The organism is Streptomyces sp. NPDC002232 (assembly GCF_042890295.1).
In the GTDB taxonomy this organism is placed as follows: Bacteria; Actinomycetota; Actinomycetes; order Streptomycetales; family Streptomycetaceae; genus Streptomyces.
Map to the genome: position 1 here is coordinate 208,108 of NZ_JBIARV010000006.1, position 26,493 is coordinate 234,600.

The window sequence follows — 26,493 nt, forward strand, 5'->3', positions numbered from 1 at the left end:
TCTCGTACGTACTCCTCGGGCTCAGCCCGCGAGCAGCCCTCTCTTGTACGTACTCCTCGGGCTCAGCTCGCGAGCCGCCCTCTTCCGTATGTACTGCTCGGCCTCAGCCCGCGAGTCGCCCTCTTCCGTACGTACTCCTCGGGCTCAGCCCGCGAGCAGCCTCTTCACCGCGGCGGCGACACGGCCGCCCTCGGCCTGGCCGGCCACCTTCGGGTTCACGATCTTCATGACGGCGCCCATGGCGCGCGGCCCCTCGGCGCCGCCCGCCTTCGCCTCCTCGACGGCCGCCGCGACGATCCCGTCGAGCTCCTCGTCGCTGAGCTGCTTCGGCAGGTACGCGTCGAGGAGGACGCCCTCCGCCTTCTCGCGCTCGGCCGACTCGGGGCGACCGCCCTTCGCGAAGGCGTCCGCGGCCTCGCGGCGCTTCTTCGCCTCCTTCGCGATCACCTTCAGCACCTCGTCGTCGGAGAGTTCGCGCTTGGTGGTGCCCGCGACCTCCTCCTTCTGGATCGCGGTGATGGTGAGCCGCAGGGTCGAGGAGCGCAGTTCGTCGCGCTCCCGGATCGCGGCGTTGAGGTCGTCCTTCAGCTTCGCCTTGAGCGTGGTCATGGGGTCAAGTGTGGCAGGTGCGCCACCCGAACCGCCCGCGCATTTCGGCTCAGCGGGTCTGCGACGATGGGGGGATGCGCGCACGGTACGGCATCCCCCTGAAGATCACGGCAGGCCTCACGGCGACGGCGGCGGCCGGAGTCGTCTACGCGGCCGGCTTCGAAGCCCGCTCCTTCCGGCTCCGCCGGGTGACGGTCCCGGTCCTCCCGCGCGGCATGCGCGATCTGCGGGTCCTTCAGGTCTCCGACATCCACATGGTCCGCGGCCAGGGCAAGAAGCGGGCCTGGCTGCAGTCCCTCGCCGGGCTCCGCCCCGACTTCGTCGTCAACACCGGCGACAACCTCTCCGACACGGAGGCCGTGCCGGAGGTACTCGACGCGCTCGGGCCGCTGATGGAGTTCCCCGGCGTGTACGTCTTCGGCTCCAACGACTACTACGGCCCCCGGCCGCGCAACCCCGCCCGCTACCTCCTGGAGAAGGTGCAGGGCAAGCACGGCCTCAACGGCAACCCGCCGGTCGTCGGCGCCGTCCACAACCCCTGGGAGGACCTGCGGGACGCGTTCGACGCGGCCGGCTGGGTTAACCTGACCAACACCCGCGGCCGGCTGAAGCTGCCGCAGGCCGAGCTCGCGTTCACCGGCCTCGACGACCCGCACATCAAGCGCGACCGGTACGAGCGGGTCGCCGGCGGCCCGGACGTCTCGGCGGACTTCTCCGTGGGCGTCGTGCACGCCCCGTACCTGCGCGCGCTCGACGCCTTCACGGCCGACGGGTACGAGCTGCTCCTCGCCGGGCACACCCACGGCGGCCAACTGTGCATCCCCTTCTACGGGGCCCTGGTCACCAACTGCGACCTGGACACCGACCGGGTGAAGGGGCTCTCCACGCACACCGTCGGCGACCGGACCTCCTACCTCCACGTCTCCGCGGGCTGCGGCACCAACCGGTACACCCCCGTCCGCTTCGCCTGCCCGCCCGAGGTCACCCTGCTCACCCTGACCGCCCGCGCCTGAGCCCCTACGGTGGGGGCATGCTGCCCCGCCCCGCGGCCGTGCCGGCCTCCGCCGTCCTCCCTCCGCCGCGCCGCCGCCCCGGGGCGGCGGCCTTCCGGGCGCTGATCGCCCTGGCCGCGGCGACGGGCGTGGGCATCGAGTGCGCCCACGGGGACGTGCCCGTCGTCCTGAGCTTCTTCACCGTCTGGTCCAACATCCTGGTCGGGGTCGTCCTCGGCCTGGGCGCGGTCCGCGCCTGGACCCGCCGGCCGCCGCCGCCCGCGCTGTGGACCGGCGGGGCACTGCTCTGCGTCGCGGTGGTCGGCCTCGTCTTCCACCTGGTCCTCGACAACGAGGCGAGCGAGTTCAACCAGGTCGCCGAGATCGCCCGGCTCACGGGCCCGAGGGCCGTCGCGAACCAGCTCCTGCACACCGTGACCCCGATCGGCACGGCGCTCGACTTCCTCCTGCTCACGGCGCCCGGCGCCCTCCGGTGGCGCCACGCTGCCCAGTGGCTCACGGCCCCGGGCCTCTACCTCGTCTTCGCCCTGGTCCGCGGCGCGCTGGTCTCCCCCGCCACGCCCACCCGCTACCCGTACCCGTTCCTCGACGTGACCGTCCACGGCTACGCGGGCGTCCTCACGAACGCCGTCGTCCTCGGCGCGGCCTTCTACGTCCTCGGTCTCGCGATCGTCGGCCTGGACCGCATCCGACCTGCGCCGAGGTCCCCCGAATACCGGATTTCGTCTCAGCGCGCGCGTGGGCTAAAGTAATCGATGTCGCCGCGACGTGAAGAACAAAGCAGCGACATCGGGGTGTAGCGCAGCTTGGCAGCGCGCTTCGTTCGGGACGAAGAGGTCGTGGGTTCAAATCCCGCCACCCCGACAGCCGAAACAGCAGGTGAGGCAGTTACTGAATCCAGTAACTGCCTCACCTGTTTCTGTCTGCGTGTCCATCTGCGTGACCACCGCTCCGCGCGTGTCTACGGCCGCTGCGGGTGGGCGCCGAAGATCCCGTCCATGACCACGGCACCGGTGTGGTCGCTCCGCGTCGGTGCCGGTGTCACCGTGGCCGATGAGCGTGTCGTCCGACACCGGACCTGCGCACGCTCCACGGTAGGGAGGCCGACGGTAGACGGGATGAGGGCCAGAGCGAGTATGCGGCGAAGGCGGCACATCGTGGCAGCTCCACCCCGACGCCACTCCGTCGACCTACTCCTGGATCGCCAGGTCTGGATGGGTGAACACGAAGAGCATGTACGCAACGGCCGCCGCCGTACCCACCGACGAGAGCGCCAGGGCCACCAGAGGCTGCGCACGGCTGACGCCTTGTCGCGAGGCAGCGCGGTATTCGATGGCGCCCAGGACGAGGCCCGTGAGGCCGAGCGGCAGGGCCAGAGCCCAGACGAGCATCCAGAACGGGCAGCAGAACCAGAACGCGACGGAAGCCCCGCCGAAAACGACAGAACGGCTCATCCGCCCAGATCTGTCGCCGGCCGGATCATCAGAGTGGGACATGCTCCGATCAAAGCAGCAGGGCATGGGGGCTCAGCAGCCGCCCTGACCATCACGGTGCCCCTCGCGTGCCCGATCCAGGAGGGGGTCAGGGGGATCATCGGACTGACCGTTCCTCCTGTTCGCTCTGACTGTTAACTGCGTGACAACGCCGACGAACAGCGGTGGACAAGCGCGGATGTCTGCGAACCGTCGTCGCAGCTGAGAGGCGCAGCAGCCCAAGGGAGCAGCCCCGTCCGAGGCTTGGTCCGTCGGGTCATGGGCCCTTCGGGGCCGCCGCGTCGCGGCCCCGAAGGCGGGCTCCCTAGATCACCGGTGGGCGGCCCAGGCGGGTCATGTGGAGGACCGTGGTCCAGCGCATCGGGTTGCGGGGGCCGCAGGAGCGGCGGACGCCCTCCGCGAAGCCGCCGCACCAGGCCCTGAGGCCCGGCAGGGAGCGGGTGCGGGCCAGGGTCAGGAGGGTCCACACGCCCAGGTAGACGGGGACCAGGAGGGCCGGCAGGTTGCGCTTGGCGAGCCAGACACGGTTGCGGGCGGTCATCCGGTAGTAGACGGCGTGCCGGGCCGGGCTGGTCTTCGGGTGCTGGAGCAGGAGTTCCGGCGCGTACAGGACCTTCCACCCCGCGTCGAGGGCCCGCCAGGCGAGGTCGGTCTCCTCGTGGGTGAAGAAGAAGTCCTCGGGCCAGCCGCCGATCCGGTCGAGCATCGGCATCGACAGGCCGTGCCCGCCGCCGAGAAAGGTGGTGACCTCGCCGCCGCGCAGCGGGTCCTTCGCCCCGAGGCGGGGCACGTGCCGGCGCTGGGTCTCGCCGGTCTCGTCGGCGATGCGGAACGAGACGATGCCGAGCGCGGGGTCCGCCTCGTACAGGTCGGCCAGGCGACGGAAGACGTCCTTGTCGACGAGGAGGCCGTCGTCGTCGAGGTCCACGACGATGTCGACGTCGCCGAAGGAGCGCAGCGTCTCGATCGCGACGTTCCGCCCGCCCGAGACGCCCCGGTTCTCGGGGAGTTCGACTCCGGTCACGCCCTCGGGCAGCGCCGGGAGGGACCCGGTGCCGTTGCCGACGACGACGATCCGGGCGGCGGGCTCGTCCTGGCCCGCCACGGCGTCGAGCAGCGCCCGCAGCTCGGCCGGGCGCGTGCCCATCGTCAGTACCGCCACACCTACACGCGGTCGCGCCACGACCCACTCCGTCCATGTCCGCCGGGCCTCGGCTCCGGCACTCGCCCCGGAAACGTGCTCCGGGCACGCGATGCTAACCGGCCGGGGACACCTTCCGTTCACCCGGACCACGGGTGTCGTGCACCCGTCGGGAGCCCGGAGGGGGGCGCGCGGCGCGGGGCGGCGGCGGGCGGCTCTACGCTGGTTCTCTTCCGTCAGGTTGATCGATCGTCGAAAGGGTGGTCTCCCGGTGCTGGTCGCGGACCGATATCGGCTTCATGTGTGTATCGGCCGGGGCGGCATGGGCGAGGTGTGGCAGGCCACCGACGAGGTCCTGGGCCGCTCCGTGGCCGTGAAGCTGATGCTGGCCCAGGCCGCCGACCCCTCCGCGGCCGACCGCTTCCGCCTGGAGGCGCAGACCGCCGCGCGGCTGAGCCACCCGCACGTGGTGGGCGTCTTCGACTTCGGCACCTGGGACGGAAAGCTGTTCCTGGTCATGGAGTTGGTGGAGGGCGACAGCCTTCAGGGGAACCCGGCCGATCCGCTGATCCTGCCCGCCGAGCGGGTCGCCGTGGTCGCCGCGCACGCCGCCGCCGGGCTCGCCGCCGCGCACCGGCAGGGCGTGGTGCACCGCGACATCAAGCCGGGGAACCTGCTCGTCGACGCCGAAGGCACCGTCAAGCTGGCCGACTTCGGCATCGCGCGGTTCGTCGACGATCCGTCGGGCGCGCTCACGACGACGGGTCAGATCGTGGGCACCGGGCTCTACCTCGCGCCCGAGCGGGCCCTCGGGCAGCCCGCGTCGTCCGCCTCGGACGTGTACTCGCTGGGCTGCGTGCTCTATCAACTCCTGACCGGGAGACCCCCGTTCCGCGCGGACACCGCGACCGCCCTGCTGTACCAGCACATCGACACCGCCCCGATGCCGCCGAACCGGCTCGGGGCCGCTCTGCCGCCCGCCTTCGAGACGTACCTGCTGAGCCTGCTCGCCAAGCAACCGGAGCAGCGGCCCTCGGCGCAGGCGATCGCGGACTGGTTCTCGTCCGGCGCCTGGCGTTCCTACTCCGCGGGTGTCTCCGGGCCGCCCCAGGCGTCCCATCAGCCCGCCGGGCACTCCCGGGGCCGCACCCACGCGCCCCAGCGGCCCGCTCCCCTGCCCATGCCCGCGGCGCACACGCCCGCGCCGACCCCGCCGCCGGCGAACCGGCCGCCGGTCACCCGCTCCGCGCCCGCCGCGCGGCGGCGCCAGAGCCAGGCGAGCACCAGCGACCGGCTCGCGGAGATCTCCCGTCGCCGCCCGCGCAAGACGGCCGCGGTGGCCGGGGCCATCGCCTTCGTGGTCTTCCTGATCATCGGGATGGCCTGGCTGTCCTGAGCGGGCCCGGAGCCTCTCCGTACGATCCCGGTGGCAGGGTGAGCGCGGCCTGAGCGGCTCGGTACGTTCCCGGCGGCACGACGATGGCCCCGGCACGGTCCGGCGCCCCCGCCGCTCCGGAGTGCGGTCGTACCACCCCGGTGTTCAGATGGACCGGTACGCCGATCACCGCCCCCGCGGAACGGAGCACCCGGGTCATGAGCGACACGCTGCCGCCCTTCGACGACACCACCGACTTCGCCGACGCCGACCGGGGCTTCCTCGGCGCGCTCGTCCCCGGTGTCGTGACGGCCGAAGACGGCCGCGTGATCTGGGACAACGACGCGTACGCGTTCCTCGGCGGCGACTGCCCGGACACCGTGCACCCCAGTCTGTGGCGGCAGGGGCAGCTCTGCGCGCGCCAGGGGCTCTACGAGGTGACCGCGGGCGTCTTCCAGGTCCGCGGCCTGGACCTCTCCAACATGACGCTCGTCGAGGGCGAGCGCGGGGTGATCGTGATCGATCCGCTGATCTCCGTGGAGACGGCCGCCGCCGGCCTCGCGCTCTACCGGGAGCACCGGGGCGAGCGGCCCGTCACCGGCGTGATCTACACCCACTCGCACGGCGACCACTTCGGCGGGGTCCGCGGCGTCCTCCCGCACGGCACCGAGGAGGGCGTCCCGATCCTCGCCCCGGCCGGCTTCCTGGAGCACGCGATCAGCGAGAACGTGTACGCGGGCACGGCCATGACCCGGCGGGCGAGCTACATGTACGGCGTCGGCCTGCCGAAGGCGCCGGACGGCCAGATCGGCGTGGGCCTCGGCCAGGGCACCTCCACCGGCACCATCAGCCTGATCCCGCCGACCGTGGACATCACGGAGACCGGGCAGCAGGAGACGGTCGACGGCGTGCGGATCGTGTTCCAGCTGACACCGGGCACCGAGGCCCCGTCCGAGATGAACTTCCTCTTCCCCGACCACCGTGCCCTGTGCCTGGCGGAGAACGCCACGCACAACATGCACAACGTGCTCACCCTGCGCGGCGCGGTCGTCCGGGACTCCCGGATCTGGGCCCACTACCTGGACGAGGCGATCGAGTTCTTCCACGGTCAGTACGACGTCGGCTTCGCCTCCCACCACTGGCCCACCTGGGGCCACGACAACGTGGTCCGCTTCCTGGAGGAGCAGCGCGACCTCTACGCGTACGTGCACGACCAGACCCTCCGCCTGCTCAACGAGGGGTGGACGGGCGTCGAGATCGCCGAGCGGATCGAGCTGCCGCCCGCGCTGGAGAAGGCCTGGCACGCCCGCGGGTACTACGGCTCCCTCAGCCACAACGCCAAGGCGGTCTACCAGCGGTACCTCGGCTGGTACGACGGCAACCCGGCCCACCTGTGGGAGCACCCGCCCGTGGAGCTGGCGCGGCGGTACGTGGACGTGGCCGGCGGCCCCGCCGAGGCGGTGGCCAAGGCCCGCTCGTACGCGGAGGGCGGCGACCCGCGCTTCGCCGCGACCCTCCTCAATCACGTGGTCTTCGCCGACCCCGGCAACGAGGAGGCGAAGGACGCGCTTGCCGGGGTGTACGAGACGCTCGGGTACGGGGCCGAGAACGCCACCTGGCGGAACTTCTACCTGCGCGGCGCCCAGGAGCTCCGCCGGGGCGTCACCGGCGACATGGTCGACATGACGAACCCCGAGATGGCGATGGCGCTGACCGTCCCGATGCTGGTCGACTCGATCGCCATCGCGGTCGACGGGCCGCGCGCCTGGGACGACGACCTGACGATCGACCTCGTCCTGACCGACGAGGGCGCTCCCACCGGCGCGGGCGAGCTGCGGCGCCTCACCCTGCGCCACGGCGTCCTCACCCACCGGGTGCTCGCCGAGCCCCGGACGCCCGCCGGACTGACCCTCACCCTGGCGAAGGCCCAGCTGCTCGGCCTCCTCGCCGGGAGGAGTCTCCAGGAGCTCGGGATCGGGGTGGAGGGCGACCCGGCCCTGCTCGCCCGGCTCTTCTCGTACGTGACGAAGCCCGATCCCCGGTTCCCGATCGTCACGCCCTGAACGGCGAAGGAGCCCCCGCATGAGCCGTCACCGGACGACCCACGCCAGGACGCCCAGCAGGACCAGCGTCAGGCAGATCCCCAGGTTGACGACCTTGTACTGGAGGAAGACCGCCGCGAACTCGCGGAGCGTGGCCGAGGGCCAGAAGTAGGCGGCGGTCGGCGAGCCGACCACCTGTCCGTCGATCCCCGCTCTCCGGGCCGTCAGGGCGGCCCGGAAGGCGTGGAAGTTGTTGGTGACGATCACGCAGGCGGAGCCCGGCCTGTCCCGCTCCATCAGCTCCCTGCTGTAGAGCATGTTCTCCTCGGTGGTGCGCGAGCGGTCCTCGCGGACCACCGCCGCGGCCGGGAATCCGCCGTCGATCAGGTAGTCGGCCATCGCGTGGGACTCGGGCACCGTCTCGTCGGGTCCCTGGCCTCCGGAGGTGATGAGGACGGGCGCGTACCCGTTCCTGGCGGCCAGCGCCTCCCACACCTCGCGCCCCCGGTCGAGGCGGCTCGCGAGGAGCGGCGGGACCCGATGTCCCTCGATCAGGCCCGAGCCGAGCACGACCACGTAGTCCGCGTCGCGGCGGAGTCTCAGCCGGCCGTAGAGGAAGGCGTAGCCGACGAAGCAGACGAACAGGAACGAGACGTAGCCGAGGAGCAGCAGGCTGGTCCCCGTGATCAGGCCCAGGACCGGGGAGCCGGTGGCGGCGGTCGCCGCCGTGAGGCCCATGACCCCGAACATGGCGAGTCCGGCGAGGAGCGCGAGGAGGTTGGCCGGGCTCCTGCCCTCCTTGCGGAGCATCTTCACGCCGTTGGCGCACAGCAGTCCGGCGAGGACGGCGGGGCCCAGGCCGAGCACGAGCACCAGGAGGACCATCGCGGTCTCGGCGAGACCGGGAGGGGCGTCGTCGATGCCGGAGAGCAGCCCGATGCCGAGGAAGGTGACGGCGAGACCGAGGTACACGGCGTTGCCGAAGCGGCGCCGGTCGCGCAGGACACCGACCATGGCGAGCAGGAGGCAGACGGCGGCCACGACGAAGGCGATCATGGCGACATCGTAGGCACCGGGACCGACGGCCGGGCCGACGAGAGCCGCGGCCTGTGGACAACTCCGCTCCGGTCCGACGACACGCCCTAGACCTCGGCCGACAGCGCGAACAGGCCGCGTCTCGCGCCCTCTTCGTACGCGCTCCGCAGCTCCGGGTCGACGAGGGGCGCGCCGAGGGCCTCCTCGCCCCGCACGCGCGTGACCACGCAGTACTCCGCTGGCCGGTACGAGGAGTCGAAGACGGAGGTCCGCAACAGGTCCACGGCGCCCAGGAGATGGGCGGCCGCGCCGCGCCGCCCCTCCAGGGCGCGCATCTGGGCCAGGAGCTCCGCCGCGCAGGCCGCGCCCACCGTGGAACCGAGCCGCAGATGCTCCCGCAGGGCCCGCCGGGCGTGCTCCGAGGCGCGCTCCCGGTCCCCGTCCCAGGCGCCGAGTTCGGCCCGTACGTGGTGGGCCCAGGCCTCGGAGGACATGTCCCGGCCCACAAAGGCCCGGCGGCTCTCGCGGTCCAGGTCGCCCTGGTCCAGCGCCTCCTGCGCGGCGTCCGGGTCGGAGCGGCACAGGGAGAGCGCGATCCCGACCCAGCAGGCCCGCCGGGTCGGCCCGAACTCCGGGTGCTCCTCCATCAGGGCGAGGGCCTCCCGGAACTCGGCCTCCGCCGCGCGCGTGCGCCCCTGGTAGAGCGCGGTCGCGCCGCGCAGATGGGCCAGGAGCGCCAGACAGCGCTCGTCGCCGTCCCGGACGGCCGCCGCCCACGCCCGTACCAGGAGCGGGTCGGCGTCCTCGGGGCGCCCCGACTCCAGCTCCAGGAAGGCGGCGAGCCACAGGGCGCGGGCGGAGGGCTGCCCCTCCTGGAGGCTGAGGGCGTGCCGGAGCCGGGTGCGGCCCTCGGCGACGCGGCCGCAGGCCACCCACAGGAACCACAGGGAGACGGCGACCTCGACCGACGTCTCGGCCTCCGCGCCCGGCGAGAGCCGTGCGGTCGTCGGGTCCATGGCGGCCGCCAGGTCGGGGAGTTCGCGCAGCGCGAGGTCCCGGGCGTCGAGCTGCCGGCCCCGCTGCCACCAGTCGGCGGCCCTGCGGGCCACCTTCACGCACCATCTGCGGTGGTGCAGGAGGACGGCCCAGCGGTCGCCGCGCGCGGTGAGCCGGCGGGCGCCGACGGCGCGCATCGGGTGCGGCATCCAGTAGCGGGGCAGGCCGTCCTCGCCGTCGAAGAGGTCGTCGACGGGAAGGAGCGCGTGCGGCGCGAGCCGGTCCAGGACCGCCTGGATCACTCCGGCCGGAAGGGCGCCGGAGGCGCAGACCTCGCGGACGGCCTCGCGGCCGAAGGCGCCCTCGAAGACGGAGAGCCGCTCCCACAGGAGCCGTTCGGCCGGTCCACAGCTCTCGTACCCGCGCTCCGCCGCGGCGACCTGGTCGAGACCGACGTGTTCACCCCACAGAAGTTCGGTCCCCCGTGGTGCTCCAGCCCACATGTGTTTCCAGCCCCCGTGTCACTTCTCCGCCCTTCTCCTGCACCTTCGGACGGATTCAATGGAAATCAGCCAGCTTCGCGGCTTGAATGCATGTGCCCCGGTCCACATCCTGGGGCCTTCCCGTGCCCGCGCCCAGGGTTTCCCCGGGATCGACCAAGGAGGCACATGCATACCAGGGAATCCGTCCTGGGGGAGGCGGATCTGGCGCTGATCCACGCGCTGCAGATCGCACCGCGCGCCAGCTGGACCCAGCTCTCCGGGGTGCTCGCGGTGAGCCCGGACACCCTGGCCCGGCGCTGGGAGACCCTCACCACCGGCGGGTACGCGTGGAGTTCGCTGCTCACCGCCCGCCGAGGCACCGAAGGCACCCTCTACGCGTGGGTGGAGCTGGAATGCGCCGCCGGAGCCACCGAGGCCACCGCACTCGCGATCGCGGAGGATCCGCACTCCCTCGGCGTCCATCAGGTGACCGGCGACGCGGACCTCGTCCTGCTCGTCGACTGCCCCGACCTGCGCGCCCTCGACGGCTACCTCACCGGACGGGTGCGGCGCCTCCCCGGAGTGCTCAGGGCGCGCACGCAGGTCGTCACGCAGATGCACAACCGCCCGTACCGCTCGCGGATCGAACAGCTCACCCCGGGGCAGGTGCAGCACCTCACCGAGATCATCGGCGGCGACCGGCGGACGCGGGCCGCCCCGCGCGCGTACCCGGTCGTCACCGAGCTCGACCGGAGGATCGTCGCGGAGCTGGCGGGCGACGCCCGGCGCAGCGCGGCGGAGCTGGCCCGTCAGTGCGGGACGAGCGAGTCGACCGTACGCCGCCGGCTGGACGCCCTCGGCACGTCAGGCGCCTGCCACCACCACTGTCTGCCCGCGCCGCGTTTCTCCGGGCGGCCCGTGTGGGCGAGGGTCACCGCGGTCGTGCCGCCGCTGGACGTGGCCGAGTGCGTGGCGTCGCTGTCCCGGCTGCGCCACACCCGCGTGGTCACCTCGGTCACCGGGCCGCACAACCTGGCCCTCGCGCTGTGGCTCCGCACGGTCGAGGAGCTCGACGCCGTGACGGCGGGTCTGGTGCGGGCCGCTCCCTCGCTGCGGATCACGGGCACCGCGGTGTCCCTGCGCACCCACAAGATCGGCGCGCAGGTCATCGGCGCGGACGGCCGGCGGACCCACCACGTCCGGCCCGCGACCGACCCCTGACACGCGAGCGGGGCGGACAGCCGGATCAGGCGGGGCGCGAGGCCTTGACCGAGTACATCAGGGGGATGCGGGGGCGGTCCGCGGGGAAGCGGTAGGAGCCGTCCTCGTGGCGCTGGAGGGAGCCGTAGCGCGGGAAGAGCGACGCGTCGTGCTCGTGCAGGAACTCGATCCGCAGGCCCGCCCGCGCGAGCGCCGTGACGACCTCGCCGACCGGGTGCACCCACTCCACGCTGCGGTTGTTCACGGTGACGGCGTCCAGGTCGGCGTACGTCCCCGGGGTGGTGTCCACCCACGGGTCGCGGACGAAGTAGTCGTGCACCACCCGGCTGCCGGTCTCGTCGTCGAGGGAGTCGGTGAGCGGATGGAACTCGGCCACGTAGAGGAAGCCGCCCGGGGCGACGAGCGAGGCGGCGGTCTCCGCCCAGCGCTCGATGTCGGGCAGCCAGCACAGCGCCCCGCTGCCGGTGTAGACGATGTCGTACGACCGGTCGGGGACGGCCTCGGCGGCGTCGTACACGTCGGCGGCGACGAACGCGGCCCGCTCCTGCGGGAGGCCCAGGTCGGCGGCGAGCGAGCGGGCGGTGTCCACGGCCGGCTCGGAGAAGTCCAGGCCGACGACCTGGGAGGCGCCGTGCCGGGCCCAGGACAGGGTGTCCAGACCGATGTGGCACTGCAGGTGGAGCAGGGAGCGTCCGGTGACGTCACCGACCTCCGCGAGCTCGAAGTCCCGCAGGGCGTCCTGGCCCGCACGGAAGGCGTCGAGGTCGTAGAACGCGCTGGAGGCGTGGATCGGAACGCGCTCGTCCCACCGTGCGCGGTTGGCGTCGCGCCAGTCCTCGGGCGTCGGAGAGTACATGTCGGCGAGGTTATCCACAGGCTGCGGAGGACGCGACCCGATTGTCGGCCGCGCGGAGCATGATGGATGCCATGACTACCGAGAGCAAGCACAGCGACACCCCCCTCTGGGAGCAGCGCTTCCGGGCGCCCCGCGTCTCCCTGCCCGAGTGGGCCGAGGAGGCCCCGGACCGTTCACTGTTCGTGTCCAACGCGACCGGGACCTACGAGCTGTACGCCTGGGACCGGGCGAGTGGAGGGCAGCGGCAGGTGACGGACCGGCCGAACGGGACGACGGACGGCACGCTGTCGCCGGACGGGGCCTCGATCTGGTGGTTCGCGGACACCGACGGGGACGAGTTCGGGGTGTGGATGCGCCAGCCGTTCGCGGGCGGGGCGGACGAGCCGGCCGTGCCCGGCCTCGCCGCGTCCTACCCGGCCGGGCTTGCCATCGGCCGTGAGGGCACGGTCGTGGTGGGCCGCTCCACGGACGAGGAGGGCTCGACGGTCCATCTCGTACGGCCCGGGGCCGGCGCCCCGGTCGAGATCTACCGGCACCGGGAGTCGGCCGGCGTCGGCGACCTCTCGTACGACGGCTCGCTGATCGCGATCGAGCACACCGAGCACGGCGACGCGATGCACTCCTCGCTGCGCGTGCTCCGCGCCTCCGACGCGGCTGTGGTGGCCGAGCTCGACGACACCAAGGGCGGCACGGAGGAGCTGGGGCTGAGCGTCCTCGGCTTCGCCCCGCTGGCCGGGGACACCCGGCTGCTGGTCGGGCACCAGCGTCGCGGCCGCTGGGAGCCGATGCTCTGGGACGTGGCGACGGGCACCGAGACCGACCTCCGGCTCGATCTGCCGGGCGACGTGTCGGCGGAGTGGTACCCGGACGGCTCGGGGCTGCTGATCGTGCACGGCTTCGAGGCCCGCAGCGAGCTGTGGCGGTACGAGATCGCGACGGGTGCGCTGGTGCGGGTGGAGACCCCGGCCGGTTCGGTGTCGAGCGCCACGGCCCGGCCGGACGGCTCCGTGGAGTACCTGTGGTCCTCGGCCGCCGAGCCGCCGGTGGTGCGCTCCACGGCCGGCGGTGTCGTCCTCGACCCGCCCGGCCCGAAGGCGCCGCCGTCGGTGCCGGTGGAGGACGTGTGGGTGGACGGCCCCGGCGGCCGGGTCCACGCGCTCGTGCAGCGCCCGGCGCAGGGCGAGGGCCCCTTCCCGACGGTCTTCGAGGTGCACGGCGGCCCCACCTGGCACGACAGCGACGCCTTCGCGTCGGGCCCGGCGGCCTGGGTGGACCACGGGTACGCGGTGGTGCGGGTCAACTACCGGGGCTCCACCGGGTACGGCCGGGAGTGGACGGATGCGCTCAAGCACCGGGTCGGCCTCATCGAGCTGGAGGACATCACGGCGGTCCGTGCGTGGGCGGTGGCGAGCGGCCTCGCCGACCCGGAGCGGCTGGTCCTCTCCGGCGGTTCCTGGGGCGGATATCTGACGCTGCTGGGTCTGGGCACCCGCCCGGACGACTGGGCGGTCGGTCTGGCGGCCGTCCCGGTCGCCGACTACGTCACGGCGTACGAGGACGAGATGGAGGCTCTGAAGGCGCTGGACCGCACCCTCCTGGGCGGCTCGCCGGAGGAGGTGCCCGAGCGGTACGCGGCCTCGTCGCCGCTGACGTACGTGGACGCGGTCAAGGCCCCGGTGCACGTGTCGGCCGGGGTCAACGACCCGCGCTGCCCGATCCGGCAGATCGACAACTACGTCGACCGGCTGGCGGAGCGGGGCGCGGTCCACGAGGTGTACCGGTACGACGCGGGCCACGGCTCGCTGGTGGTGGAGGAGCGGATCAAGCAGGTCGCCCTGGACCTGGACTTCGCGGCCCGACACCTGGGGACCCGGACGTCGGGCAGCTGACCCGGCTTGCGTACCGTGGGGGGTGTGTACCGGTTCCTGAGAACACCCCGCTGGTGGGGGATCAACGTCTTCGTCCTCCTCGCGATCCCGTTCTGCGTGTTCATGGGGACCTGGCAGCTCGGGAAGTTCGAGGACCGCGTCGACTCCCACCGGGAGGCCGAGGAGCGGCCCGACCGGGGCTCGCTGAAGGCGGAGCCGCTGGACTCGCTGCTGCCGGTGGACACGGAGACCTCGGGCCGGTCGGCGCAGGCGCGCGGCCGGTTCGGGGCGCAGTTCCTGGTGCCGAACCGCGAGCTGGACGGCAGGACCGGCGCCTACGTCCTGACGCTGCTGAAGACCGACGGCGGCCGGGCGCTGCCGGTGGTCCGGGGCTGGCTCCCCACGGGCGCGAAGGCGCCCGCCCCGCCGTCCGGCGAGGTGACGGTGGTGGGCGCGCTCCAGGCCTCGGAGAACCCGGGCACGAAGGGCGTCCACGCGGCGGGCGGGCTGCCGGAGGGGCAGCTCGGCATGATCAGCGCGGCGGCCCTGGTGAACGTGGTCACCGACGACGTCTACGACGGCTGGATCACCCTCGCGGACTCCCCCGCCGGGCTCACCCCGGTCCCGGCAGCGGCCGCGGCGGGCACGAGCCTGGACGCGAAGGCCTTCCAGAACCTCGGCTACACGGCGGAGTGGTTCGTCTTCGCGGGCTTCGTCGTCTTCATGTGGTTCCGCCTCTTCCGCCGCGAGGCGGAGGCCTCCCGCGACGAGGCGTTGGGGCTGTAGAGCCGGTCTTGCGGAGCGTGGCGGGGGGCGCCGCGTGAGCGCTTAGGAGCCTGCCCGTCGCGGGGCCCGTGTGAGTCGGGCCGCAGGAGCGGGCCCGTCGGTGGCCGTCCGCGGGGACACCCCTGGTGGAGCTGGTTTTCCCAGGGCCCGGCAGCCTGGAGCCGTGAGGCCGGAGCGGGCCCGCCGGTGGCCGCCCGCCGGGACACCCTGGTGGAGCTGGTTCGCCAGGGCCCGCCTGTCTGGAGCCCTAAGGCCGGAACGGGCCCGTCGGAGGCCGGCCGCCCGCAGGATCCCGGCTGGGGCCGGGACCCCGGGGTCAGCTGCCGGGGGCCGTTCCGTTCCACCGGGGGCCCTGTCGGAGGAGTCCGGCAAGGGCTCAGGAGGTGGCCAGGACTCCGGTGCGGTAGATCGTGCCGGCGCAGGCGTTCGGGACGACGGCCGAGGCCGTCGGGCCGCCCGGCTCTGCCGTGTGGCTGATGACGACGCTGCCGTCCGCCGTGCCTCCGTCGGCGCGGAGCAGCTGGGGTGCCGCACCGGAGTCGGCTCCCGCACCCTGCTCCGGGCCCGGTCCGGTGCCGGTGCCGCCGGAATCGGTGCCCGTGCTCGGGTCGGGGCTGCTCGTGCCACCCGTCGGGGTGGCCGTCGGCTCCGGCGGGGTCGCCGTGGGCTCGGGCGGGGTGGTCGGTGTGGGGGTCGGAGTGCCGCCGGTCGTCGGGCAGGTCTCGCTCGGCACCCAGACGAACCGCACCTCGTAGCTGGCGCTCGGCTTGAGGACGAGCGAGGACGCCTCCTGCGAGGGGTCGGGCAGTCCGCCGCCCTCGTCCCCGGAGGTGTGCCGGGCCACCGAGATCCTCCCGGGGTCCGCCGCGCCGCGGGCCTCGAAGCCGACGAGGCCCGCGCCGTCCACGAGGCAGTCCTGGCCGGAGACGTTGGCGATCCGGAAGGTGCCGTACACCTTGCCGTCGGCCTCGGTGCCACCGGCCTGGGCCGCGCCGACGCCGAGCTGGCCCGGGGTGCAGCGCGGAGTGGAGCCGGGGTCGCCGCCCAGCGTGGCCCGGGGGCCGTCTCCGGAGGCCCCGCCGCCAGGACGCTCCGGCTTGCCCGAGGTGCCGTCGGCACCTTCCGGGCTCGGCGAGACGCTGCTCGCGGGGGCGGTGGAGCTGTGGCCGCCCTCGATGCCGGTCTCGGTGCCGGTGCCGCCCTGGGCCTGCTCGCCGTGGCCGGCGTTCACGGGGTTGGCGGCGGAGAGGCCGCCGGACGCGGCGACGTGCACGAAGGCGGGGACGGCGGTGCCGATGAGGACGGCGGCCGCCGCGGCGCCGACGACGGCCTGCCGCTTGCGGGCACGGCGCGCGGGCACGGCGCGACGCAGGTGCTCCAGCGAGCCGCGGGCCGGTTCCAGGTCGCCCACGGTGTTCTGGAACAGCCGCCGCAGCGCGAGCTCGTCGTCGCCCGCGCCGGGCCCGTGTTCGATCTTCACCATGCGCTGTCCACTCAGCTCGTCACGTTCATCCAGGGCGTCAGGCTTGTCGGACACGGCACCGGCACCGCACGCCGCGCCCGGCCCCGCCTCGGGCGCCACGCCGGACGCCACCTCGGGACCCGCCTCGGGCTTCGCCCCCGGTGCCGCCTCGCGGCGCTTCCCCGCAACAGACTCCGGCCCCGCCTCGCGGGACTCCCCCGCGGCAGACTCCGGCCCCGCCTCGCCGGCCTTCCCCGCAGCAGCCTCGCGGGTCTCCCCCGCGGCCGTCTCCGCCGCATGGCTCTCGGGGGCGTCGTCGCCGTCACGGTGCTCGTGGGCCACGCCGTCCCCGCCTGGTGCCTGGGTCATGTCGTCGCTCCCATCGCGACGCGCAGCGCCGCGATGCCCCGCGAACCGTACGCCTTCACCGAACCCAGGGATATCCCGAGCGTCTCGGCGACCTGAACCTCGGTCATGTCGGAGAAGTACCGCAGGGCGAGCACCTCGCGCTGCCGCCGCTGGAGGCCGCGCATCGCCTTGATCAGGTCCTCGCGCTCCAGCTGCTCGTACGCCCCCTCCTCCGCACTGGCCATGTCCGGCATCGGCTTGGACAGCAGCTTCAGTCCGAGGATGCGGCGGCGCAGCGCGGACCGGGAGAGGTTCACGACGGTCTGGCGCAGGTAGGCGAGCGTCTTCTCCGGCTCACGGACCCGCTTGCGGGCCGAGTGGACGCGGATGAAGGCCTCCTGGACGACGTCCTCGCAGGAGGCCGTGTCGTCGAGGAGCAGCGCGGCGAGACCCAGCAGCGACCGGTAGTGGGCGCGGTAGGTCTCGGTCAGGTGGTCGACGGTGGTGCCGGCCGTCGGGACGGTCTCGGTGCTCCTGCGGGGCGCCGGGATGCCGTCCACCTCGCCGGTGCGGGATCCGGTGGGCACGGGAGCGATCACCGGCATGCCGCCGAGTGCGCGCGGGCGCCTGAGCGGACGAACCGCGGGGCCGCGTACGGGGACGACGGCGCTGCTCCGCACGGGGAGCACCGCCGTGCCCGCGCCGCGCAGCGGGGCGATGGTCGCGATGTCGAGTACCTCTGCCACGCCTGTTGGACACGCTTCTCCCCGAAAGGGTTGTACGCGTACGCCACCCTTTTCGACGGCGAGTTCTTCGTCCTCATGCGTAACCGTTCTCCCCCGATGCCCCGCTTTCGGCGTGTCCCGCGCCACACGGTCGTGGGTGCACGCAGAGACGCGCCCCGCCCAACTCTGGTTGCAGAACGGGGAAATTGCATCGTCAACCACGGCATCACCGCAGTTCAAGAGGTATCTGACGCCTTTTTGCTCACAGGACGTTCACAGATCCCACAAATCCGTGACAAGCGATTCGGCGATCTGAAGCGCGTTCAGGGCCGCGCCCTTGCGGAGGTTGTCGGCGCAGACGAAGAAGTCGAGCGCGCGCTCGTCGTCGAGGGAGCGCCGGACCCGGCCGACCCAGGCGGGGTCGGTGCCGACGACGTCGGCGGGGGTGGGGAAGTCGCCCTCGGCCGGGTCGTCGTAGAGGACGACCCCCGGCGCGGTCGCCAGGACCTCGTGGGCGCGTCCGAGCGGGACGGGGTGCTCGAAGCGCGCGTGGACGGAGACGGAGTGCCCGGTGACGACGGGCACGCGCACGCAGGTGGCGGCGATCCGGAGGCCGGGCAGGCCGATGATCCGGCGGGTCTCGTCGCGGACGTGCTCCTCCTCGGAGGAGGCGCCGTCGGCGCCGGGCGTGCCGGACCAGGGCAGGACGTTGAGCGCGAGGGGACCGGGGAAGGGTCCGGTGTTCTCGCCGACGGCCCGCCGTACGTCGCCGGGGTGGGTGCCCAGGTCGCCCGCGGCGGCCACCAGACCGAGCTGGGCCCGGAGCGCGTCGACACCGGCCTGTCCCGCGCCGGCGCCGCTGGCGGCCTGCTGGGCGGTGACGACCAGTTCGGCGACCCCGAACTCGGCGTGCAGGGAGCCCACGGCGACGATGAGCGCGAGGGTGGTGGAGCCGGGTCCGGCGACGATGCCCCGGGGGCGTACGCGCGCGGCGTGCCCGTTGAGCTCGGGGACGACGAGCGGCACGTCGGGGTCGGCGCGGAAGGCGGCGGAGCTGTCCACGACGACGGCGCCCTTGGAGACGGCAACGGGCGCCCAGCGGGCGGCGACGTCCTCCGGCACCAGGAAGAGCGCCAGGTCGACGCCGTCGAAGACCTCCTCGCCCAGCGCGAGGATCTCGCACTCCTCCCCGCGCACGGCGGCCTTGGAGCCGGCCGAGCGCGGGGAGGCGACGAGGCGAATCTCGCCCCAGACGTCCGCGTGGTGCGTGAGCATCTGGAGCATCACCGAGCCGACCGCCCCGGTCGCTCCCACGACCGCGAGCGTCGGCTTCGGGGTCATCGGCCGGTGCCTCCGTAGACGACGGCCTCGTCCGAGTCGCTGTCCAGGCCGAAGGCGGAGTGGACAGCGCGCACGGCCTCGTTGACGTCGTCGGCGCGGGTGACGACCGAGATGCGGATCTCCGACGTGGAGATCAGCTCGATGTTCACGCCCGCGTCGGACAGCGCGCGGAAGAAGTCCGCGGTGACGCCCGGGTTGGTCTTCATCCCGGCGCCGACCAGGGAGATCTTGCCGATCTGGTCGTCGTAGCGGAGCGAGTCGAAGCCGATCGAGGTCTTCGCCTTCTCCAGGGCGTCGATGGCCTTGCGGCCCTCGGCCTTGGGGAGGGTGAAGGAGATGTCCGTGAGGCCGGTGGAGGCGGCGGACACGTTCTGCACGATCATGTCGATGTTGATCTCGGCGTCCGCGACGGCCCGGAAGATGGCCGCGGCCTCGCCCGGTTTGTCCGGCACGCCGACGACGGTGATCTTCGCCTCCGAGGTGTCGTGGGCGACACCCGAGATGATGGCCTGCTCCACCTTCTGGTCCTTTGCGTCGGAGAGCGGTTCGTTGCTGACCCAGGTGCCCTGAAGCCCCGAGAAGGACGAGCGTACGTGGATCGGGATGTTGTAGCGGCGCGCGTACTCCACGCAGCGGTGCAGCAGCACCTTGGAGCCGGAGGCGGCGAGCTCCAGCATGTCCTCGAAGGAGATCCAGTCGATCTTCTTCGCCTTCTTCACCACGCGCGGGTCGGCCGTGAACACACCGTCGACGTCGGTGTAGATCTCGCAGACCTCGGCGTCGAGTGCCGCGGCGAGCGCCACGGCGGTGGTGTCGGACCCGCCGCGGCCCAGCGTGGTGATGTCCTTCTTGTCCTGGGACACACCCTGGAAGCCCGCGACGATGGCGATGTTGCCCTCGTCGAGGGCGGTGCGGATGCGGCCCGGCGTGACATCGATGATGCGCGCTTTGTTGTGGACGGAGTCGGTGATGACACCTGCCTGGCTGCCCGTGAACGACTGGGCCTCGTGGCCCAGGTTTTTGATCGCCATGGCCAGCAGGGCCATGGAGATCCGCTCTCCGGCGGTCAGCAGCATGTCGAACTCACGCCCGGCAGGGATCGGGGATACCTGCTCGGCGAGATCGATCAGCTCGTCCGTCGTGTCGCCCATCGCGGAAACCACGACGACCACCTGGTGGCCGTTCTTCTTGGCGTCCACGATCCGCTTGGCGACGCGCTTGATGCCTTCGGCATCGGCAACGGAGGAGCCTCCGTACTTCTGCACGACAAGGCCCACGTGCGCTCCTCGCTCAGTCTGTGCCGCAGCCGGTGCTGCGATCGGTTCAGTCTATCGAGGGACCTGGAAACGCCAGCGTGATATCGCATCGTGAGACGGGCCGCTCACGGAGTGATCACTCGGGACTGGGAGAGGAGATCGGCCGGGCCCGTCGGTGAACGGTCGGTGGTCGGTCGGCGATCTGTCGGCGGGCTGCGCCAGGGTGCAGTCACGGACAACACCGAGCAGAGGAGCCGATCATGGACCAGACCCTGGTGGACCGGATGCGCGCCTACCTGGACGCGGGCCTCACCATGGACGTCGAGGCACTGGACGCGACGTACGACCCCGCCTTCGAGAACGTCCGCTGCGACGAGGAGGGCCGGACCGTGACCCTCTCGAAGGGCCTGTTCATGGGCCGGTTCCGCGCCCTGAAGGCGCGGGGGGTGAGCATCGGGGAGTCCGTCGACGACGCGACCTTCGTGACGACCAGCACCTGTGACGCGTACGGCTCGATCGTCATGCGCCGTGTGAAGGACGGCCTGCCCGTGCTCTACACGTTCGTCTGGCGGCGCGCCCCCCACGGCGGCTGGGGGACGCTGCTGCGCGAATTCACGTACGAGAAGGACATCAGCGCCCTTCTGGAGCTCACTTCGTGACGGGTCCGCCGCGCAGGCCCAGCGGTGTGCCGATCTCCTCCAGCATCACGCGGCCCGCCTCCTCCGCGAGGTCGTCCTCGGTGAGGTCCTCGTCGGTGTCGAGGCCGTCGAGGGCCGCGAGGGGCTGGTCGAGGCGGACGTGCGCGACCAGGGACTGGAGGGCGCGGAGGGTGGCCGAGGCCGTCGGGCCCCAGTTCGAGAAGTACGAGAACTGCCACCACCACAGCGCCTCGCTGGTGCGGCCGGCGCGGTAGTGCGCGAGGCCGTGCCGGAGGTCGGTGACGATGTCGGCGAGGTTGTCCGAGATCCGGGCCGGCACCGGGGCCTTGCGCGGCTCGTACGGGTCGAAGACCTCGGAGAAGACGTCCACGGGGTCCAGCATCAGCGCGAACCGCTCGCGCAGGTCGTCGACGTCCGGCTCCGGGCCCGTGTCCGTCTCGTACTGCTCGTCCGGGACGATGTCCTCGTGCGCGCCGAGCCGGCCGCCCGCCAGGAGCAGCTGGGAGATCTCCAGGAGCAGGAAGGGCACCGCGCTGTCGGGCTCGTCGCCCTTGGCGACCTCGGTCGTCGCGACGATGAAGCTCTCGATCGAGTCGGCGATCTGGACGGCGAAGTCGTCCGGGTCCTGCGTGACGGAGTGCAGTGTGGCGTCAGACATCGAGGAGCCTCCCTGAGAGAGCGCGGGCGAGCGCGCCGACCCTGTCGTCATACATCTAGCAGCCTCCGCCCCTCGAAGGCACGGCCGAGGGTCACCTCGTCGGCGTACTCCAGGTCGCCGCCGACCGGGAGCCCGCTCGCCAGCCGGGTGACCTTGAGGCCCATGGGCTTGATCATCCGCGCCAGGTAGGTCGCGGTGGCCTCGCCCTCCAGGTTCGGGTCGGTCGCGAGGATCAGCTCGGTGACGGTGCCGTCCGCGAGGCGGGCGAGCAGCTCGCGGATGCGGAGGTCGTCCGGGCCGACGCCCTCGATCGGGCTGATCGCGCCGCCGAGGACGTGGTACCGCCCACGGAATTCGCGCGTCCGTTCGATCGCGACGACGTCCTTGGGCTCCTCGACCACACAGACGACCGTCAGGTCGCGGCGCGGGTCGCGGCAGATGTTGCACTGCTCCTGCTGCGCCACGTTCCCGCAGACCGCGCAGAAGCGGACCTTCTCCTTGACCTCCAGCAGGGCGTGCGCGAGACGCCGGACGTCCGTGGGCTCGGCCTGGAGGACGTGGAAGGCGATCCGCTGCGCGCTCTTGGGACCGACGCCGGGCAGCCTGCCCAGTTCGTCGATGAGGTCCTGAACCACGCCTTCGTACAACGCCGCGCCCTTCTCGGAGGTGCCTGATTCTTACGGTAGTGGCTGGAAGCGAGCCTTAGAAGGGGTTCAGAACCCCAGGCCCGGCATGCCGCCCATGCCCTGCGCCAGCGGACCGAGCTTGGCCTGCTGGAGCTGCTGCGCGTTGTCGTTGGCGGCCTGGACGGCGGCGACGATCAGGTCGGCCAGCGTCTCGGTGTCCTCCGGGTCGACCGCCTTGGGGTCGATGACCAGGCCGCGGAGCTCGCCGGAGCCGGTCACGGTCGCCTTGACGAGCCCGCCGCCGGCCTGCCCGTCGACCTCGGTGGCGGCGAGTTCCGCCTGCGCGCGGGCGAGGTCCTGCTGCATCTTCTGGGCCTGCTGGAGGAGCTGCTGCATGTTGGGCTGGCCACCACCGGGGATCACGGTCACTCACTCCTGCTGGTCGGAACGTCTGGCCGGACGTCCGGGTCTTCGGAACGTCGGTATCCCGAGCCTACGTGCTCCTCGACCGGGGTGCCGACGCAACTCTTTCGAGTGAGAAACTGCGGGCTCCTCTACCTGATCAAGACCCTCTTGCGGACGGAAATCCCGGGATTCCGGGCCCGCCGCCCACCATTCGGCGGTAGGAAGGGCAGGCACCACGTGCACCGCACGTCACAGAAGGACACGCGCGCTGAGCTGAACAGAGGAGTCCCCCGGTGAGCCAGCAGCCGGAGATGCAGCCACCGGGACCCCCCGGGGGAGACGTCACCCGCGATCTGACCGGTACGCCGTTCCCCCTGGGCGACTGGGGCGAGCCGGCCGAACGGCTCGACGAGCTGTACCGCTGGGTCGAGTCGAACGCCCTGCGCACCGCCGAGTGGTACCTCTCCGACCGCGTCTGGAAGCGCCGCAGCGCCCGGATCCTGCGGCTCGGCACGGCCGCCGGCGTGATCGCCGGGGCGGCGCTGCCGCTGCTCGACCTGACCGGCGTCGCCGAGGGCACCGCGGGCTGGGGCTATCTGTCGCTGCTGCTCGGCGCCGCCTGCCTGGCCTGCGACCGCTACTTCGGCCTCACGTCCGGCTGGATGAGGGACGTGGCGACCGCCCAGGCCGTGCAGCGCCGTCTCCAGGCGCTCCAGTTCGACTGGGCCTCGGAGAGCGTCCGGGAGGTCCTGGGGCCCACCGAGGGCACGGCCAGCGAGGCCGCCGAGCGCTGCCTCGGCGTGCTGCGCCGCTTCTCGGAGGACGTGACGGAGCTGGTACGGGCGGAGACCGCGGACTGGATGGTCGAGTTCCGCTCGGGACCGGCGCCGCTGGCGCTCCAGTCGGTCGGCGTGGTCCCGGCCAGGTCGGAGAGCTCCCACCCGTCCGGGCGCTTCCCGCTGCCGCCCGTCACCCGCCCGAACATGCCGCGCCAGCGCCCCCCGGAGGCCCGCTAGGGCGGGCCTCCGGGACGCGGCGGTCAGCTCAGGATGATCATCGAGCCCTGGGCCAGGCTCCGGGTCGCCGCCGCGTGCAGCCCCAGCCACACGTGCCGCTCCCGGGCGAAGGGGTGGTCCTCGGACGGCACCGCGGCCGGCTCCTCCAGGGTGGTGGGCCGGTCGGGCGGCTGCGGGGCGGCCGGCGGGTTCGCCGGGTCGATGCCGATCCAGGGCGCCACGAACTGCAGCTCGCGCAGCAGTCCGTACGAGGAGCCGAGCGGCCCGCCGCCCTCCAGGAGCTCGTCGTTGGCGAGCGGCACCGGGAAGTCCACGGGGACGTAGGCGCCCGCGTGGTCGTAGTGCCAGACCAGGTGGGACTGCTGGGCGGTGGCCTCGAACATCTCCAGGAGCTGCTCGTAGTCCCCGCCGAGCTCGCCGACCGGCTCGACCGGCAGCCCGCACATGCCGAGCAGGTAGGCGCGGCGCAGGAAGTGCAGGGCCTCGTAGTCGAAGCCGGCGACCGGGGCGACGTCGCCGGAGAGCCCCGGCATGTACGCGTAGACCGGCACGGTCGGCATGCCCGAGGCGGTCAGGACGGCGTCGTAGGCGGCTATCTCTTCGGCGAACGGGTTGTCGGGGCTGTGGCACAGCACGTCGACGAGGGGGACCAGCCACAGGTCACAGGCCAAGGGAGGCTCGCTCTCCGTCAGTTGCAGGGACGGCCAGGGTAGTCGGATCGGACGACGACGCCCACCCGCTGACCACCTGCCCTCACGGACCCGGCCTCAACCCGAACCCGGGCCCCGGCCCGGCGCGCCCGGCCCCGGGCTCCGGACCCTGCACGACGCGCCCCGCACCTGATACGACCCCGGGTACGCCCCGGCCGGCGCCGTCCTCAGCGGGCCCGGTGCTCCAGCCGGTCGGCCCATTCCAGCGCGTGCGCGTTGTACTCCCGGACCACCTGGACGGCCGCCTCGGCGTCCCCTCGGGTGATGGCGTCGACCAGGTCCACGTGTCCGTTCCACAGCCAGCCGAGGACGTCCCGCTCGGAGCGCAGGTAGGGCACGGAGAAGACCCAGGCCTGGACGCGGAGCCGGTGCAGGAAGTCGGCGATGTGGTCGTTCGCGGCGATCAGGCGGCCAAGCTCGCGCCAGTAGCGGATGTCGTAGCCGATGAGGATGTCCAGGTCCCCGGCGCGGGCGGCGCGGGCGGCGGCCTCGCCCCGGCGCCGCACGGAGACGAGGGCGACCCCGATGCCGTGGTCGGGCTCGGGGGGCACGGTCCGCGGGGCGTGCCGGCGGAAGATGCCGTCGACGACGAGCATCCGGGCCTCGACCATGTTCCGGTAGTCGGCGACCGAGTACTGGTGGACCCGGAAGCCGCGGTGCTGGTCGGAGTCGAGGAGGCCCTGCGCGCAGAGGTCGACGAGGGCTTCGCGGACGGGTGTCGCGGAGACTCCGTACTGCTCGGCGATCTGCTTGACGGTGAATTCCTCGCCCGGCTGGAGACGGCCCGCGAGCACTTCGTCACGGAGCGCGTCCGCGATCTGCTGCCGCAAGGTGTTGCGAGTGACAGCTCCGCTCGCGGGCATGGGTCGGCCCCCTCCGTCCGGCTCCGGACACCCTAGTCCAGACGGAGAGGACCTCCCCGTTTCGCTGCTAGACGGTGTGTTCGTCGGCCACCGAGAGGGCCGCGTCGAGGGCCGTCAGACCCTCCTTGACCTCGGCCTCGGAGACGTTGCAGGCGGGAACGGCGTGGGTGCGGTTCATGTTCACGAAGGGCCACAGGCCCTGCTTCTTCGCCGCGGCGCCGAAGGCGGCCATCGGGGCGTTGGCCTCGCCGGCCGCGTTGTACGGGACGAGCGGCTCGCGGGTCTCGCGGTTCTTGACCAGGTCGAGGGCCCAGAAGACGCCCAGGCCGCGGACCTCGCCGACGGACGGGTGGCGCTCGGCGAGCTCGCGCAGGCCGGGGCCGAGGACGTTCTCGCCGATGTGGGCGGCGTGCTCGACGACCTTCTCGTCCTCCATCACCTGGATGGTGGCGACGGCCGCGGCGCAGGCCAGCGGGTGACCGGAGTAGGTCAGGCCGCCGGGGTACGGACGCTTGTCGAAGGTGGCGGCGATCTCGGCGTTGATGGCGACGCCGCCGAGCGGCACGTAGCCGGAGTTCACGCCCTTGGCGAAGGTCATCAGGTCGGGCACGACGTCGAAGTGCTCGGCGGCGAACCACTTTCCGGTGCGGCCGAAGCCGGCCATGACCTCGTCGAGGATGAAGACGATGCCGTACTTGTCGCAGATCGCGCGGACGCCGGCGAGGTAGCCGGGCGGCGGCGTCATGATGCCGGCGGTGCCGGGCACGGTCTCCAGGATGATCGCGGCGACGGTCGCCGGACCCTCGAAGGCGATCGTGTCCTCCAGGTGCTGGAGGGCCCGGGCGCTCTCCTCGGCCTCGGTGGTGGCGTAGAAGGGCGAGCGGTAGAGGAAGGGCGCCCAGAAGCGCACGACGCCCGCGGAGCCGGTGTCGGAGGCCCAGCGGCGCGGGTCACCGGTCAGGTTGATCGCGGTGGAGGTGGCGCCGTGGTACGAGCGGTAGGCGGAGAGCACCTTGGTGCGGCCCGTGTGCAGACGGGCCATGCGGACGGCGTTCTCGACGGCCTCGGCGCCGCCGTTGGTGAAGAAGATCTTGTCCAGGTCGCCCGGGGTGCGCTCGGCGATGAGGCGTGCGGCCTCGGAGCGGACGTCCACGGCGAAGGCGGGGGCGAAGGTCGCGAGCTTCCCGGCCTGCTCCTGGATCGCGGCGACGACCCTGGGGTGCTGGTAGCCGATGTTCGTGTAGACGAGACCGCTGGTGAAGTCGAGGTAGCGGTTGCCGTCGTAGTCCCAGAAGTACGAACCCTCCGCGCCGGCGACGGCGAGCGGGTCGATCAGTCCCTGTGCGGACCAGGAGTGGAAGACGTGCGCGCGGTCGGCGGCCTTGACGGCCGCGCCGGCCTGCGGATCGGGTTCGACATGAGGGGTCATGGGTCGAGGGTAAGGAACCGCAGGTGGGACCGGCCATGGCCATCTTGTCCACCGAGACCGGGACGGACGCGACACGTT

The 26,493-nt window shown here is 72.6% G+C and carries 25 protein-coding genes and 1 tRNA gene; 10 read left to right on the top strand and 16 right to left on the bottom strand.

Annotation, left to right across the window (positions count from 1 at the left end):
• Positions 1 to 144: 144 nt before the first annotated feature.
• The gene (locus tag ACFYXU_RS29165) at positions 145 to 609 is read right to left on the bottom strand and encodes a GatB/YqeY domain-containing protein (protein ID WP_329854804.1); all 465 of its coding nucleotides are present in this window, start codon (positions 607 to 609) and stop codon (positions 145 to 147) included.
• A 74-nt stretch (positions 610 to 683) separates the two neighbouring features.
• Here ACFYXU_RS29165 and ACFYXU_RS29170 point away from each other — a divergent pair, with 74 nt between their 5' ends.
• From ACFYXU_RS29170 to ACFYXU_RS29180, 3 genes are all read left to right on the top strand, one after another.
• Positions 684 to 1,622, top strand: a complete 939-nt coding sequence (locus ACFYXU_RS29170) for a metallophosphoesterase (protein ID WP_376508178.1) — start codon at positions 684 to 686, stop codon at positions 1,620 to 1,622.
• A gap of 17 nt (positions 1,623 to 1,639) precedes the next feature.
• The gene (locus ACFYXU_RS29175) at positions 1,640 to 2,374 is read left to right on the top strand and encodes a Pr6Pr family membrane protein (protein ID WP_389407730.1); all 735 of its coding nucleotides are present in this window, start codon (positions 1,640 to 1,642) and stop codon (positions 2,372 to 2,374) included.
• Positions 2,375 to 2,412: 38 nt separating this feature from the next.
• A tRNA-Pro gene (locus ACFYXU_RS29180) sits at positions 2,413 to 2,486 on the top strand.
• A 326-nt stretch (positions 2,487 to 2,812) separates the two neighbouring features.
• On the opposite strand, the gene ACFYXU_RS29185 is transcribed toward ACFYXU_RS29180, so the two are convergent.
• Positions 2,813 to 3,118, bottom strand: coding sequence for a hypothetical protein (locus ACFYXU_RS29185; protein WP_389460753.1), 306 nt, complete (start codon positions 3,116 to 3,118; stop codon positions 2,813 to 2,815).
• Between the two features lie 301 nt (positions 3,119 to 3,419).
• Positions 3,420 to 4,262, bottom strand: a complete 843-nt coding sequence (locus tag ACFYXU_RS29190) for a glycosyltransferase family 2 protein (protein ID WP_389460755.1) — start codon at positions 4,260 to 4,262, stop codon at positions 3,420 to 3,422.
• A 265-nt stretch (positions 4,263 to 4,527) separates the two neighbouring features.
• On the opposite strand from ACFYXU_RS29190, the gene ACFYXU_RS29195 reads away from it, so the two are divergent.
• Positions 4,528 to 5,652 carry a serine/threonine-protein kinase gene (locus tag ACFYXU_RS29195; protein ID WP_376508185.1) on the top strand — a complete coding sequence of 375 codons (1,125 nt, stop codon included), beginning with the start codon at positions 4,528 to 4,530 and terminating at the stop codon, positions 5,650 to 5,652.
• A gap of 197 nt (positions 5,653 to 5,849) precedes the next feature.
• The gene (locus ACFYXU_RS29200; RefSeq protein WP_376508186.1) at positions 5,850 to 7,694 is read left to right on the top strand and encodes an alkyl/aryl-sulfatase; all 1,845 of its coding nucleotides are present in this window, start codon (positions 5,850 to 5,852) and stop codon (positions 7,692 to 7,694) included.
• 27 nt (positions 7,695 to 7,721) lie between these two features.
• On the opposite strand, the gene ACFYXU_RS29205 is transcribed toward ACFYXU_RS29200, so the two are convergent.
• Positions 7,722 to 8,729, bottom strand: coding sequence for a YdcF family protein (locus ACFYXU_RS29205; protein ID WP_389460758.1), 1,008 nt, complete (start codon positions 8,727 to 8,729; stop codon positions 7,722 to 7,724).
• An 86-nt stretch (positions 8,730 to 8,815) separates the two neighbouring features.
• Entirely contained in the window at positions 8,816 to 10,207 is a 1,392-nt protein-coding gene (locus ACFYXU_RS29210) for a tetratricopeptide repeat protein (RefSeq protein ID WP_376508188.1), read from the bottom strand.
• 165 nt (positions 10,208 to 10,372) lie between these two features.
• Here ACFYXU_RS29210 and ACFYXU_RS29215 point away from each other — a divergent pair, with 165 nt between their 5' ends.
• Positions 10,373 to 11,407 carry an Lrp/AsnC family transcriptional regulator gene (locus tag ACFYXU_RS29215; protein WP_376508189.1) on the top strand — a complete coding sequence of 345 codons (1,035 nt, stop codon included), beginning with the start codon at positions 10,373 to 10,375 and terminating at the stop codon, positions 11,405 to 11,407.
• 25 nt (positions 11,408 to 11,432) lie between these two features.
• On the opposite strand, the gene ACFYXU_RS29220 is transcribed toward ACFYXU_RS29215, so the two are convergent.
• Complete coding sequence (locus tag ACFYXU_RS29220; protein ID WP_361395304.1) at positions 11,433 to 12,263, bottom strand: class I SAM-dependent methyltransferase; 831 nt, start codon at positions 12,261 to 12,263, stop codon at positions 11,433 to 11,435.
• A gap of 62 nt (positions 12,264 to 12,325) precedes the next feature.
• On the opposite strand from ACFYXU_RS29220, the gene ACFYXU_RS29225 reads away from it, so the two are divergent.
• Together ACFYXU_RS29225 and ACFYXU_RS29230 are read left to right on the top strand one after the other, a co-directional pair.
• Positions 12,326 to 14,152, top strand: coding sequence for a prolyl oligopeptidase family serine peptidase (locus ACFYXU_RS29225; protein ID WP_376508190.1), 1,827 nt, complete (start codon positions 12,326 to 12,328; stop codon positions 14,150 to 14,152).
• Between the two features lie 24 nt (positions 14,153 to 14,176).
• Positions 14,177 to 14,917, top strand: a complete 741-nt coding sequence (locus tag ACFYXU_RS29230; RefSeq protein ID WP_389460760.1) for an SURF1 family protein — start codon at positions 14,177 to 14,179, stop codon at positions 14,915 to 14,917.
• 376 nt (positions 14,918 to 15,293) lie between these two features.
• On the opposite strand, the gene ACFYXU_RS29235 is transcribed toward ACFYXU_RS29230, so the two are convergent.
• The 4 genes from ACFYXU_RS29235 to ACFYXU_RS29250 form a co-directional block, all read right to left on the bottom strand.
• Positions 15,294 to 16,748, bottom strand: coding sequence for a hypothetical protein (locus tag ACFYXU_RS29235; RefSeq protein ID WP_389460762.1), 1,455 nt, complete (start codon positions 16,746 to 16,748; stop codon positions 15,294 to 15,296).
• A complete protein-coding gene (locus ACFYXU_RS29240; protein WP_376508192.1) occupies positions 16,745 to 17,473 on the bottom strand; it encodes a SigE family RNA polymerase sigma factor in 729 nt (242 codons plus the stop codon). Before ACFYXU_RS29240 ends, ACFYXU_RS29235 begins: the two co-directional genes overlap by 4 nt.
• 252 nt (positions 17,474 to 17,725) lie before the next feature.
• A complete protein-coding gene (locus tag ACFYXU_RS29245) occupies positions 17,726 to 18,793 on the bottom strand; it encodes an aspartate-semialdehyde dehydrogenase (RefSeq protein ID WP_389460764.1) in 1,068 nt (355 codons plus the stop codon).
• Positions 18,790 to 20,070 carry an aspartate kinase gene (locus ACFYXU_RS29250; RefSeq protein ID WP_329854822.1) on the bottom strand — a complete coding sequence of 427 codons (1,281 nt, stop codon included), beginning with the start codon at positions 20,068 to 20,070 and terminating at the stop codon, positions 18,790 to 18,792. Before ACFYXU_RS29250 ends, ACFYXU_RS29245 begins: the two co-directional genes overlap by 4 nt.
• 239 nt (positions 20,071 to 20,309) lie before the next feature.
• On the opposite strand from ACFYXU_RS29250, the gene ACFYXU_RS29255 reads away from it, so the two are divergent.
• A complete protein-coding gene (locus ACFYXU_RS29255) occupies positions 20,310 to 20,708 on the top strand; it encodes a hypothetical protein (RefSeq protein WP_389460766.1) in 399 nt (132 codons plus the stop codon).
• On the opposite strand, the gene ACFYXU_RS29260 is transcribed toward ACFYXU_RS29255, so the two are convergent.
• From ACFYXU_RS29260 to ACFYXU_RS29270, 3 genes are all read right to left on the bottom strand, one after another.
• Positions 20,698 to 21,366, bottom strand: coding sequence for a DUF5063 domain-containing protein (locus ACFYXU_RS29260; RefSeq protein ID WP_389407738.1), 669 nt, complete (start codon positions 21,364 to 21,366; stop codon positions 20,698 to 20,700). The genes ACFYXU_RS29255 and ACFYXU_RS29260 overlap by 11 nt on opposite strands.
• A gap of 47 nt (positions 21,367 to 21,413) precedes the next feature.
• The gene (gene recR / locus ACFYXU_RS29265; protein ID WP_329854825.1) at positions 21,414 to 22,013 is read right to left on the bottom strand and encodes a recombination mediator RecR; all 600 of its coding nucleotides are present in this window, start codon (positions 22,011 to 22,013) and stop codon (positions 21,414 to 21,416) included.
• 66 nt (positions 22,014 to 22,079) lie between these two features.
• On the bottom strand, positions 22,080 to 22,415 hold the full coding sequence (locus ACFYXU_RS29270) for a YbaB/EbfC family nucleoid-associated protein (RefSeq protein WP_086825272.1): 336 nt from the start codon (positions 22,413 to 22,415) through the stop codon (positions 22,080 to 22,082).
• Between the two features lie 293 nt (positions 22,416 to 22,708).
• On the opposite strand from ACFYXU_RS29270, the gene ACFYXU_RS29275 reads away from it, so the two are divergent.
• Positions 22,709 to 23,413 carry an SLATT domain-containing protein gene (locus ACFYXU_RS29275; protein ID WP_329855053.1) on the top strand — a complete coding sequence of 235 codons (705 nt, stop codon included), beginning with the start codon at positions 22,709 to 22,711 and terminating at the stop codon, positions 23,411 to 23,413.
• A gap of 23 nt (positions 23,414 to 23,436) precedes the next feature.
• Here the strand turns inward: ACFYXU_RS29275 and ACFYXU_RS29280 are convergent, their stop codons facing one another.
• The 3 genes from ACFYXU_RS29280 to ACFYXU_RS29290 all read right to left on the bottom strand — a co-directional run bounded on the left by ACFYXU_RS29280 (position 23,437) and on the right by ACFYXU_RS29290 (position 26,415).
• Complete coding sequence (locus ACFYXU_RS29280) at positions 23,437 to 24,084, bottom strand: hypothetical protein (RefSeq protein ID WP_329854826.1); 648 nt, start codon at positions 24,082 to 24,084, stop codon at positions 23,437 to 23,439.
• Between the two features lie 206 nt (positions 24,085 to 24,290).
• A complete protein-coding gene (locus tag ACFYXU_RS29285) occupies positions 24,291 to 24,986 on the bottom strand; it encodes a GntR family transcriptional regulator (RefSeq protein WP_361395325.1) in 696 nt (231 codons plus the stop codon).
• A 67-nt stretch (positions 24,987 to 25,053) separates the two neighbouring features.
• Entirely contained in the window at positions 25,054 to 26,415 is a 1,362-nt protein-coding gene (locus ACFYXU_RS29290; protein ID WP_329854829.1) for an aspartate aminotransferase family protein, read from the bottom strand.
• Positions 26,416 to 26,493: the final 78 nt, after the last annotated feature.